Annotated in this window: 6 protein-coding genes, 1 pseudogene and 1 CRISPR repeat array (1 of these 8 cut by a window edge); all 7 genes and pseudogenes read left to right on the top strand. The window is 42.7% G+C overall.

Annotated elements, in window-relative coordinates:
* Nucleotides 1–77: 77 nt before the first annotated feature.
* Nucleotides 78–602: pseudogene (locus H4W00_RS07675) on the top strand (IS5 family transposase); the annotation flags it as partial.
* Between the two features lie 87 nt (nucleotides 603–689).
* Nucleotides 690–1,685, top strand: coding sequence for a type I-F CRISPR-associated endonuclease Cas1f (cas1f, locus tag H4W00_RS07670; protein ID WP_209956966.1), 996 nt, complete (start codon nucleotides 690–692; stop codon nucleotides 1,683–1,685).
* Nucleotides 1,686–5,228, top strand: a complete 3,543-nt coding sequence (cas3f, locus tag H4W00_RS07665) for a type I-F CRISPR-associated helicase Cas3f (protein WP_209956965.1) — start codon at nucleotides 1,686–1,688, stop codon at nucleotides 5,226–5,228.
* A 267-nt stretch (nucleotides 5,229–5,495) separates the two neighbouring features.
* On the top strand, nucleotides 5,496–6,872 hold the full coding sequence (gene csy1, locus H4W00_RS07660; protein WP_209956964.1) for a type I-F CRISPR-associated protein Csy1: 1,377 nt from the start codon (nucleotides 5,496–5,498) through the stop codon (nucleotides 6,870–6,872).
* Complete coding sequence (gene csy2 / locus H4W00_RS07655) at nucleotides 6,869–7,840, top strand: type I-F CRISPR-associated protein Csy2 (protein ID WP_334684912.1); 972 nt, start codon at nucleotides 6,869–6,871, stop codon at nucleotides 7,838–7,840. Before csy1 ends, csy2 begins: the two co-directional genes overlap by 4 nt.
* A gap of 64 nt (nucleotides 7,841–7,904) precedes the next feature.
* Nucleotides 7,905–8,915, top strand: a complete 1,011-nt coding sequence (gene csy3, locus H4W00_RS07650; protein ID WP_209956963.1) for a type I-F CRISPR-associated protein Csy3 — start codon at nucleotides 7,905–7,907, stop codon at nucleotides 8,913–8,915.
* Between the two features lie 3 nt (nucleotides 8,916–8,918).
* Entirely contained in the window at nucleotides 8,919–9,524 is a 606-nt protein-coding gene (gene cas6f / locus H4W00_RS07645; RefSeq protein ID WP_209956962.1) for a type I-F CRISPR-associated endoribonuclease Cas6/Csy4, read from the top strand.
* Nucleotides 9,525–9,702: 178 nt separating this feature from the next.
* Nucleotides 9,703–12,541: direct repeats of the CRISPR family, unit length 28 nt; unit sequence CTTCATCACCGCTCAGGTGACTTAGAAA; it runs 2,052 nt beyond the window's last position.

Genomic DNA, 12,541 nt, shown 5'->3' with positions numbered 1-12,541 from the left:
TTTATGGAGTACGTTTCTATATCTGCCAGCGTTCTCCCGACTTTATGCAAGGCTGGCTGCTATTTTCTGATTCTCACGGAAACCACAGACTTTTGCACCTCAGTGGCGTTAATGAAGCGGATCAAGCCATCAGTAAAAGTGTGGCAGGTCGTGCTTCCAAGATTCACTTAGCAGTCGATGCTCATGGTAACCCGATCAGCTTTATATTATCAGATGGCACCACTCACGATGTTAAAGTCGCGCCAGATTTAGTTGATAAGATAGATTTAAGCAATACCGATATTTTATGTGCCGATAAAGGCTACGACTCTGACACGCTAAGAGAGCACATTAAACAAGCAGGGAGCTTCGATAATATTCCTAGAAAGAAGAATACAAAATCTGATAACCATCATATGGACTGGGACTTGTATAAGATACGCCATTTAGTTGAAAATGCGTTTGCACACTTAAAATGGTTCAGAGCAGTGGCCACCAGATACGATAAACTTAAACAAAGTTATGAGAATACGGTGGCGCTAGCTGGCGCTTATATCTGGCTGAGATTATGTATGTTCAACAGGCCCTATTCTACAAACAATCATTTACTCTATTTTGAATAAATCATGATTGAATAAAAATAATATAAATTAAACCCCTTGTAGTAAGTTATTAAGTGCATACTTTGTAGTTTGTCTTAAGGATTAATCATGGCTAAATCGACTAACCCTTACACTACGAATGCATTCGACAGCACAGACCTTAAAACAATCCTGCATTCTAAACGTGCCAACATCTACTATCTTTCCCATTGTCGCGTCATGCAAAAAGACGGTCGCGTGTTATATCTTACCGAAGACGACAAAGCCAATCTGTTCTATAACATTCCTATCGCCAATACCACATCGATATTGTTGGGTACAGGTACTTCCATTACCCAAGCAGCGATGCGGCTATTATCACAAGCGGGAGTATTGGTCGGATTTTGCGGTGGTGGTGGCACACCACTATTTATGGGTGCGGAGCGTGAGATCTTTATTGAATGGATGACCCCACAAAGCGAGTATCGCCCCACTGAATATATTCAAGGCTGGATGAGCTGGTGGTGGGATGATGACAAACGCTTAACAGCGGCTAAACACTTACAACACGCTCGCCTAGCCTATCTACAAACAGTTTGGGGTAAAGACAGTGATCTAAAACGCTGGGGCTTTGATAGCAGTATAGACACAGTACAAGCGCTGCTGACTGATAATATTCGTCAGATCAATCAGCAGCAAGAAGTCATGCATCTAATGCAGTTGGAGGCGCGGTTAACTAAACAGCTGTATAAACTGGCTGCAAAGAATACCGGCTACGATGGCTTTACCCGCGAGCATGAGGGCATTGATAAGGCCAATGGCTTCCTCAATCATGGCAACTACCTGGCTTATGGACTTGGCGCAACGACAGCTTGGACATTGGGTATTCCGCATGGTTTTGCGGTGATGCATGGTAAGACCCGTCGCGGCGCTTTGGTATTCGATATTGCTGATATCATCAAGGATGCACTAGTACTACCACTAGCCTTTATTTGCGCGGCTGAAAATGTCAGTGAGCAACAGTTCCGGCAAGAGTGCCTGAATATGTTCACTAAACACAAGGCATTAGACTATCAGTTTGAAGTGATAAAAACACTTGCTATGATCAAAGATTGGGAGGTATAAATGATTGTCACCTTGGTCTCGCAATGCGAAAAAAAGTCGATCAATCGCACACGTCGTATTTTAGACAGCTTTGCCAATCGTATTGGCAATAATGTCTGGCAAACGGCCATCACTGAGGAAGGTCTAAAGACTGTAAAGCAACTACTACGAAAGTCGGCGACCAAATCTACTGCCGTTAGCTGTCATCGCAATAAGTCACGCCAATTGACTGAGTTGGTATGGATAGTGGGCAATAAGCGTAAATTTAATGAGATCGGTGTGGTGCCGGTGAACCGTACGAAAAGAAATATTTTGCATAGTGAATGGGAGAATGAATGGAGTTACGCCAGTAGTATTCAAATTATCGCTACTATCGCCGCCCTACTTCATGACATTGGTAAATCCAGCATTGGCTTTCAGAAAAAACTCCTTGTAGGTAGTAAACTTGGCGATCCCTATCGTCATGAATGGATATCACTTAAATTATTTGAACTCATCATTACAGACTGCACCAAGGATGATGAGTTTCTAGAGCGTTTTATAACGATTGACACCTGGCTAAAAAATAATGATATAGAAAAGTTATTATCCACCTCTAAACTCGATGCAATTCATCTGCATAAGATGCCGCCCCTTGCCCAATGGGTTGCTTGGCTGATTGTCACTCATCATCGCCTACCACCTGTTAACAAAGTTTTTTATCCATCTAAAACCATTCAGCGCTCACAACTACCTAATAACACAGCAGATATAAAAAAAGACTTGAATCAATTTTACTCAGAACTTACGCCGATTGATTATTGGGTGAGAAATCCTAAATCAATAGATGAAATGACCAAATCTCAATTAAAAGACTTTTGGCAATTTGACGAATTAGTGATTAATAGTTCTATTTGGCAGAAAAATATTAAGCGCTGGGCTACAAAGGTATTGAATGATCCGGCATTGATGGAGCTAAGCCAGAATGCTGTGGCGACCAATCATGCCATAAGCGACCCTTTTTTACTGCATTTATCACGGCTTTGCTTGATGGTTGGTGACCATAATTACTCTAGTCTTAAAGAAGAAGACTCACGTTGTATCAAGGTGAATAGTCAGTTTAAAAAGTTAGCTGCAAATACCGATAGAACAGCGAGCAAACCGACAGTCAAACAATCATTAGAGGAGCATTTATTAGGAGTTGGTGCATTCACTGCCCAGTTCTGCCGTGCACTGCCTATTATAGCTAGCGAGATGCCTGCACTGCGCAATCATGATCCACTCGTCAAGCCTACTGGTATTGAACGTTTTAAGTGGCAAAATACGGCCTTTAAAATGACCTATGGTTTGCAAGAAACAACGCGTGAGCATGGTTTCTTTGGTGTCAATATGGCATCGACGGGCGCAGGTAAGACTATTGGCAATGCGCGGATTATGTATGCTCTAGCTGATCCCAAAAAAGGCGCACGCTTCACCATTGCCTTAGGCTTGCGTATCTTAACCTTGCAAACAGGACTGAGCTTTCGTAAGAATTTGAAGCTGGAAGGCGATCAATTAGCGATATTAGTCGGGGGTACTGCCAATAGAAAGCTGTTCGAAATGGCTACTAATGACAATCAAGAAAGTGCTGACATTCTCAGTGAATACAGGAAAGATGATGAACCGGAAAACGATAATGATACCTTTGGCAGTGAGTCCAGCGAGGAATTACTAGACGAGATGATTGATAGTGATATCGATTATCAGGACTATGATGATTTAAATCTAGGCACGGTCATTGCTAGTCCCAAAGCTCGCGATTTAGTATTTGCACCGATTGTGACTTGTACTGTTGATCATATTATTCAAGCAAGCGAATGCAAACGCGGGGGTAAATATATTGCGCCGATGCTACGGCTACTTAGTAGTGACTTAATACTCGATGAACCAGATGACTTTGACCAAGCGGACTTGCCTGCCCTCACCCGTCTGATGCACCTTGCCGGACTGTTTGGTACGCGCGTGCTGCTCTCGTCTGCGACCTTGACGCCTGACTTAGTAACAGGATTGTTTGAGGCATATATGGAGGGGCGCAAACTGTTTAATCACAGTCAAAACAAGTCTACGCCTAACGTCGTCTGTGCTTGGTTCGATGAGCAACCAAAAGCCATCATGTCTGAGCAGTGCAGCACTATTGCTAATTTTACTAAAACCCATCAACACTTTTGTGAGAAACGCGCCAGCTATTTATCAAAACAGCCCGTTAGACGAAAAGCAGAAATATTGCCATTCTCGACCCATTATAGCAAAGACAAAGAAGCAGATTTTTACAAACCATTGGCGCAAACCTTGGTTGATGGTGCTCTACGCTTGCATAGTGACCATTATAACAGTCATAACGTTCAGCCAAAGACTGATACAGCAGCAGTTGACAAAACGAAAGGTTATAAAACAATAAAAATCAGCATTGGACTGATTCGGGTTGCCAATATCAATAATATCAACGCCATCGCTATGCAATTATTCAAAGCCGACAACATCACTGTACCTAACGACACGATATTGCATGTGGTCTGTTATCACGCCAAGCAGCTTTTGTTACTGCGAAATGCGTTAGAAAACAAACTTGATCGGATTTTAGACCGTAGTGACAGTAAAGTGGCTATTTTTGATCATCCTGAAATAAAGCAAGCGCTAGCAAACAATCCTGCTAAAAATCATATTTTTATGGTGCTGGCTACTCCAGTTGCTGAAGTTGGACGCGACCATGATTACGATTGGGCAATCGTTGAACCATCCTCTATGCGCTCAATCATTCAGCTGGCTGGACGTATTTGGCGGCATCGTCCGGACAAAGTTGCAACCACGCCCAATATGCTACTGCTACAACATAATATTCGCTATTTTAAAAACAATGGCAGTCAACCTGTCTTTACTCACCCTGGGTTTGAGACCACTTTGTTTAAGCCAGCTAGTTACGATTTGAATGAGTTGATGACGACAGAACAATTGGCAAATGTGGACGCTAGACCGCGCATAGTTACTTCTCATAGTGACCCATTTAACAAAGCGTCTAAGAAGACACCTAGCAAAAAAATTAATACTCTCAGCGATCTTGAGCACCAAGTAATGCGGCATTTATTAAACAATCCTAAGCTCAACTACGTCAATGCTTATTGGGATAGTAAAGCCACTGCCAACCGCACCCATACCCATCTACAGCAAATCAGCCCATTCCGTGCAGGCATACCACAAGATGACTGGCTAATCATTCCCCGCATAGTCAGCGATGATGAAGATATGGATATACCTACCCAAGGCTTTGACGCTTATTATGCTGAAGATATATTCGAAAAAGGACTCGCCAAATCAAGCGCGCAGAACAAGGTTCTTCAACCGTTGGTTTTTGAGTTCACTAGCGCGCGAATAAAGCCTTGGCTTAGCACCTCGCTAAACGCTGAATTAAATAAATTAGAAGTCGCAGAGCCTGATAAAAGCTTACGCTCGCTTGCTATCACTTATTCGTCAGTGTCCCTTGATAGCATTAAAACTAATAACAGTAGGGGCTGGAAGTTCAATGAGTTTTTTGGCTTTGTACGTGAGTAATCCCTCAGTAAATAGCAGGCATAAAAAAGCACGGTGTGAACCGTGTCTTTTTATTGTAGCCAAACCACCTGTGCGGTGGAGAAATTTAATAACGATTAAATCATTTTCTAAGTCACCTTTGCGATGATTAAATGGATTATAACAAATTTTTCATCAATAGTTAATATTTTTAGTAATGATTATATCATGGTTTACTTATTTATAATTTCGTGTTTTAATGCTTCTAGTTATTTACTTTTGTGCGTTCTAAAAAAGGAGTAAGTCGTGATGGATATACCCCCAGAGTTAGCAAGCGGTGCAATTAAAGCATTTCTTGCCAGCCAATATGATAAAAAAACAGAAACTGAGCAAAAGCAGCTGGTCAAAGCGATAGAGAGTAATGATTCAGTATTGATTGATAGCTTAAATGAAAAACTGGCCGTTGCTCAAGAAAAATACAGCATCACAAGCTTTATCCCTGATGCTGCCACACGTATGGCAAAACAATTGAATTTTGGGACACATATCTCAAAAGGCATACATCCTGATGCTAAAGGCGATAACGTTAGTTTTGATGCTGAAAATTATTTGCCAAATACCCTTGTTGGTACTCACTCCATAGTTAGCAGATATATTGATGCTAACGGTAATGCTGCTGCCCTACCTCTTGCTGCTTTTTTTGATTTCGAAGTGAACGAGACCATCAAAATTCGTGACCTTATTCTGACTGACAATGCCGACTTTATTGCCTCATTAACCAGTCATAAAGAAACGTCAGATACTTATCATCAAACATTTAAAACGGCCTTACAGAATATCATTACTGAGCCTGTCACTCATGAACGTAATAAACAAACATTATGGGTAACTAATGCTTATCAAGGCGTAGATAGAGAACAACTTGATTATATTAATGTCATTCCACTCTACCCTTCTGTTCTCACTCATGAGGTTTATCAGCGAATCAATCATCTTAAATTTTCTGATGAAAATAAAGCGGCGCGCGACAATCGCTTTAAAAAGACTGCAGAACAGCGCCCTTATGTGAGTCTAAATCAATTAGCAACTATTCAGCTTGGCGGCACTAAACCGCAAAACGTCAGCTTACTGATGAGTAAGCAAGGCGGACGCAACTACCTTCTCCCCTCAATGCCACCCATCATCAAACGTGATTATGCTTACCACTTGTCAAAATTCGCCACCAGCATTTTTAGCACAGGTATGGAATATAACGTGCGTGAGGCACTGGACAGTATCTTTAAATCCGTTAAAAACAGCCGCAACATCGTTGATATCAGAGATGCACGCAAACGTGCCATTGATGAGGTGCTATACCAAGTATTTGCCAACGCAGAAAACATCCGCACCACATTGCCCGCTGGTTGGTCAAAAGACTATGACCTTGACCGTTGTGAAAAGCTTTGGTTGGATCCAAAACGTGCTGATATGACAGGCGAAGAAGACTTCAAAGCCGAACGTGAAAGCAATGATTCATGGCATGGTCAAATCATGCACCGTTTTGCTCGCTGGTTAAACACACTTCTGCAAGCTGAATTCAAAGCGCTAGCACGCGACTTTGGTGACGCAGAGCACCTTGAATGGGAGCGTGAGATTGAGGATATGAAAAAACGTTACGAGCGCGCAGGCAAAGGGGTATTTTTATGAGCCGCATTGATGATGACGTAGCCATTGGAGTAGTTGGCTATTTAATGTTTAAAAAAGTCGTGATTGAGGGCGCAAATACCATCTCCAGCCCTTTAACTTATGGCTTCCCTGCTATTACTGGGTTTTTGGGCAGTTTTCATGCAATGTCACGTAAGATGGCGGACGATGAGCAATTGTCAGGGGTGTCATTAGGCGGCGTGTTACTTGCTTGCCACGACTGCCAACCACAAATGTATCGCGCCAATACTTATAATAATTATACGTTTAACCAAACGCGTAACCCTATTAAAAAAGATGGCAAAACTGCTTCTATCATTGAAGAAGGCAAATGCCGATTGGTCATGACCTTTATTGTTGAGGTATTAAGCGAAGAATCATTAACTAATAAGCAGCAAGCGCACGCTATGCAAAAAACCAAACAATGGCTACAGCAGCAGCGTATGGCAGGCGGTAGCGTGCAAAGTATGGCGCGGTTTGAGCCAGTACAATTTTTTGGTAAAAATGATATTGGCGATGTGATACCGCAGTTACTACCCGCCTTTATCTTGATGGACGCGCAAGATGACTTTGACGAAATTATCGGTAAGGTACAACAGGACAATCCTGATGCCACGCCATTAGACGCGCTTATCGATGTCTGTGCCTTGCATCATATTCCTGAGACGCAAAAAAACGGCGATAGCAAATGGCTGACTATGTCACGTAAAACAGGTCACGGTTGGCTGGTCCCCATGCCAGTCGGTTATCAAGGTATCTCAGAATGTTATGACGCTGGCGTAATGCAAAACGTGCGCAATCCTGAATATCCCAGTCAATATGTCGAGGCAGTCTATACCCTTGGCAAATGGGTCTATCCACAGCGCTTGAATAGTGTCGGTGGTGATAATGATATTGCTAATGCATTTTGGCGCTATCACTACGACGCTGAACAATCATTGTATTTGGTTACTCAGAACCAAGATTTTTAATTTCATTTATTATGAAGCACAGTAAAGCATTTTTACAACTATTTTAATAATCACGGAGAATCACATGTCAAAATTAGCCCTAAAAACCGCATCCGTCCTCGCTTTTGAGCGTAATCTTGATATTTCAGATGGCTTTTTTGCACAAACGAACAGCCAAGATGTCAATACAAAAGTAACGCCTGTTATCATCAAAGAAAAGTCTGTGCGCGGTACGATTAGCAACCGTCAAAAAAATGCTATCGCCAACGACCCTACAAAGCTTGACGCTGAAATTCAAAAGGCCAATCTACAAACCGTGGATTCAGCTTCGTTAGACGAGAGTAATGATACATTGGTCGTGACGTGGAGCGGTAAGGTATTGCCATTTACCGGTAAGCCTAATGTCTGTAATGACCAAGATTATCAGCAAGCATTGGTAGCAACAGTGAAAAGTTATCTTGATGGCGAAGGTGTTAGCGAATTAGCGCGTCGTTATGCAACTAACATTGCTAATGCGCGTTGGTTATGGCGCAATCGCGTCGGCGCTCAAAGCATTAAAGTTGAGGTCAGCTGCGATACCGATGGTAAGCAACAGCAGTTGAGCTTTGACGCTAAATCGATCTCATTGCATAACTTTAATGAACCAAGCAATGATGTTAATAAACTTGCCAGCATCATTGAACGTGGACTGACAGGTAACGCTTTTGTTATTTTATACGTAAAATCCTTTGCCATTATGGGCTACGGTCAAGAAGTCTATCCTTCACAAGAGCTGGTGCTCGATACTGGTAAGACCAAAAGTAAAATTCTGTATGAAGTCAACGGTAAGGCTGGCATGCACTCGCAAAAAGTCAGCAACGCCATTCGCACTATTGATGATTGGTATCCTAATGCCGAGTTCCCTATTGCCATCGAACCGTATGGCGCAGTGACGACTATGGGTACAGCATTCCGCCAGCCTAAAGACAAAATGGACTTTTATAGCCTATTTGATAACTGGGTACTCAAAGGTGAAGCCCCAGACGCCAGCCAGCAACACTATGTGATGGGCGTGCTTATTCGTGGCGGTGTGTTCGGTGCCAGCGGTAAGGAGTAATTCATGAGTCAATTGACGCATTACCAAGAAATCACCATTATTCCCGATCCTGATATTGCACCCTACTTTATCTGGAGTAAGCTGTTTACGCAGTTGCATATCAGCTTAGCTGAGGTCAAAAACAAGCATGGCATCGAGTCAATCGGTGTCAGCTTTCCTGACTATCATTATGATGACAAGGGTAAATCATCCAAGCTTGGGCTTAAGCTACGAGTATTTGCACTCAGCCAAAAGGATTTAGAAACATTAAGTCTCAACAGTTGGCTATCAAGACTAACTGATTATGTGCATATTAAAAGTATTAGTGAGGTCGGTGATAAAGCAAAAAGTCATCTGGTGGTCAGCCGTTATCGTCCAAAAAATCCGCTCAAGCAAGCTGAAGAATTTGCTAAACACAAAGACATCAGCCTTGAAAATGCGCTTGTACACTGTGCTGCGCATAAACAGGATAATAAGCCCTATCCTCATATCAACTTAAAAAGTGAGACCAATCAACAACCTTATAAACTGGCAATTTTTCAAGAAGTAACTGCCAGCGCTTGTAAAGGCACGTTCAATGTTTATGGTATGAATAATAAAATAGGTCAGGTTACCGTGCCGCATTGGTAACTTGCTTTCATGGTAATGACGAATTACCCAAAAACTAGGAGTAAAAACCCTTTTTTTAGATTATTTAAAAATTCGCTTATTTATCATACAGTTATGATAAGGCAAAAAACAGAGGGTAAAATAGGGTATTTTGTCCTCCAAGCCTTGTCATAACTGGTTTTTTAGAGGTATAATTCCTCTTCATCACCGCTCAGGTGACTTAGAAAAATAGGGGAGTACAGCGCTGGCAAGTGGTAGGCTTCATCACCGCTCAGGTGACTTAGAAAATTCCTATGGCGGCGTCCGCCACCGCCTTAAACTTCATCACCGCTCAGGTGACTTAGAAATTACGCGAAATGATAGAGGAGACCACATACACCTTCATCACCGCTCAGGTGACTTAGAAAACAACAGCGATAAGCGCCAGGACGCCCAGGACCTTCATCACCGCTCAGGTGACTTAGAAAAGGTTACGGACTCCACCATACTGTCAAACGTGCTTCATCACCGCTCAGGTGACTTAGAAATTGTTAACGGGGCCTATCGGCTGGCTAATAGCCTTCATCACCGCTCAGGTGACTTAGAAATTTAACGATATTGGCGAACAGGGAGGGGTCGACTTCATCACCGCTCAGGTGACTTAGAAAAGTCAGCTCCCAAGTCGCTCATGTTTATATTACTTCATCACCGCTCAGGTGACTTAGAAAATGTCGCCATTTTCTTTAGCGCACCATTTGTTCTTCATCACCGCTCAGGTGACTTAGAAAATAAGACGGGCGGTCATAGTGAGGCGGCTGATCTTCATCACCGCTCAGGTGACTTAGAAAGTCAACAGAAGATGAGGCGTTTAAGAAGTCAACTTCATCACCGCTCAGGTGACTTAGAAAATGTAGTTCATAATCTCGTTAATCGTCTCAGTCTTCATCACCGCTCAGGTGACTTAGAAAAATTACCATGTAAAGCCGCTACTTAATAGAGCCTTCATCACCGCTCAGGTGACTTAGAAATGCATCATGTCAAATCGCTGCGTTAGCAATTGCTTCATCACCGCTCAGGTGACTTAGAAAACTAACCCAACTAGAGATAGTTGCCTTTCCTGCTTCATCACCGCTCAGGTGACTTAGAAATTGAAAGTGTTCTATTGTATCAACCCTCATAACTTCATCACCGCTCAGGTGACTTAGAAATGCTATCTGTCCGGATCGTCAGGGCTTTTTTACTTCATCACCGCTCAGGTGACTTAGAAAAACCACGGCCACCGACTTTATGGTTGAGTGCTCTTCATCACCGCTCAGGTGACTTAGAAAATTAACGAACACGGAAGTCGCCAAAGCTAAGCCTTCATCACCGCTCAGGTGACTTAGAAAATAACTATCTAGCGCATTGGTAACGCCTAAACCTTCATCACCGCTCAGGTGACTTAGAAAGTTTGTATATGCTAGGGCGCTTTCCTTGTCTTCTTCATCACCGCTCAGGTGACTTAGAAAAATAGAAGGCTCTTATATCGTAGAGCGTGAAACTTCATCACCGCTCAGGTGACTTAGAAACATTTCGTTAATCTGTGATACGTTCCACGCACCTTCATCACCGCTCAGGTGACTTAGAAAGTTACCATAGAGTCATTGCCAGAGCTTAACACCTTCATCACCGCTCAGGTGACTTAGAAAACGACCCGATGAAGGCTGATTTTTATATTATCCTTCATCACCGCTCAGGTGACTTAGAAATTCTAAGTTGTTGGGCTGTGAATAATGCTTTACTTCATCACCGCTCAGGTGACTTAGAAAGTCTGCTGTGACTATTGGTGATTGTGGTATTTCTTCATCACCGCTCAGGTGACTTAGAAAATTGACCGTAAGCTGTTAGCATCTTCTCAATACTTCATCACCGCTCAGGTGACTTAGAAATGCAAACGAGCCTTTAGTTACAGCCGCCTTGCCTTCATCACCGCTCAGGTGACTTAGAAATGGCTATCTTCTGCATTGCTAACACCTAAGCTCTTCATCACCGCTCAGGTGACTTAGAAATCCAGCGCATGATATGCCTGTGCTATGATTGACTTCATCACCGCTCAGGTGACTTAGAAATGCATAGTTATTGCCTGGTGAGCCTGTTAAGCCTTCATCACCGCTCAGGTGACTTAGAAACGGCAGCCAACGTTGTTGTTGCTGTTAGACCGCTTCATCACCGCTCAGGTGACTTAGAAAATTTTCTGAAATACCGGAATTAATAAATAATCCTTCATCACCGCTCAGGTGACTTAGAAATGGTAGTAAGCATCTATCTCAGCTTCATTCACCTTCATCACCGCTCAGGTGACTTAGAAATAAACCCACTACTAAAGATATAACTACTCAAACTTCATCACCGCTCAGGTGACTTAGAAATACAAATGGTGGCGGTGCGATAGATGACGATACTTCATCACCGCTCAGGTGACTTAGAAATTATCTTTGCCGTAGAGCCACATATAACCTCTCTTCATCACCGCTCAGGTGACTTAGAAAGTTAAAAGATGCGGTTTTGCCTGTGTTGTCAGCTTCATCACCGCTCAGGTGACTTAGAAATATAGAGCATGGCAAGGAATGTTAGGTAGGTGCTTCATCACCGCTCAGGTGACTTAGAAATGTAGCGCCTCAGAACATGCAAAACGCTGAGGTCTTCATCACCGCTCAGGTGACTTAGAAAGGCATCGAGCTAGCACTAGTCTTTTTGCTGTAACTTCATCACCGCTCAGGTGACTTAGAAATAAGAGATGGTAAGTTTTTAAACCCGTACCATCTTCATCACCGCTCAGGTGACTTAGAAATTAATTGGTGGCTTTTTATTGCCAAAAGGAAACTTCATCACCGCTCAGGTGACTTAGAAATAAGCCAACGTGGATGGTTTAAAGGTTTTTTACTTCATCACCGCTCAGGTGACTTAGAAATGCTATATTTTGGAGCTATAATAGGACTTTCGCTTCATCACCGCTCAGGTGACTTAGAAAATCGGTCTAATGCAAATCACAGCGTTTGTATCCTTCATCACCGCTCAGG

The organism is Psychrobacter sp. PL19 (genome assembly GCF_017875835.1).
Classification (GTDB): domain Bacteria; phylum Pseudomonadota; class Gammaproteobacteria; order Pseudomonadales; family Moraxellaceae; genus Psychrobacter.
The sequence above is the reverse complement of the archived record's forward strand: the minus strand, read 5'-3'. Positions and strand labels throughout refer to the sequence as shown.

Excerpts from the sequence above, each read along its gene's own strand:
- cas1f (WP_209956966.1), top strand. The coding sequence starts at position 690 with ATGGCTAAATCGACTAACCCTTACACTACGAATGCATTCGACAGCACA.
- cas3f (WP_209956965.1), top strand. The coding sequence starts at position 1,686 with ATGATTGTCACCTTGGTCTCGCAATGCGAAAAAAAGTCGATCAATCGC.
- csy1 (WP_209956964.1), top strand. The coding sequence starts at position 5,496 with ATGGATATACCCCCAGAGTTAGCAAGCGGTGCAATTAAAGCATTTCTT.
- csy2 (WP_334684912.1), top strand. The coding sequence starts at position 6,869 with ATGAGCCGCATTGATGATGACGTAGCCATTGGAGTAGTTGGCTATTTA.
- csy3 (WP_209956963.1), top strand. The coding sequence starts at position 7,905 with ATGTCAAAATTAGCCCTAAAAACCGCATCCGTCCTCGCTTTTGAGCGT.
- cas6f (WP_209956962.1), top strand. The coding sequence starts at position 8,919 with ATGAGTCAATTGACGCATTACCAAGAAATCACCATTATTCCCGATCCT.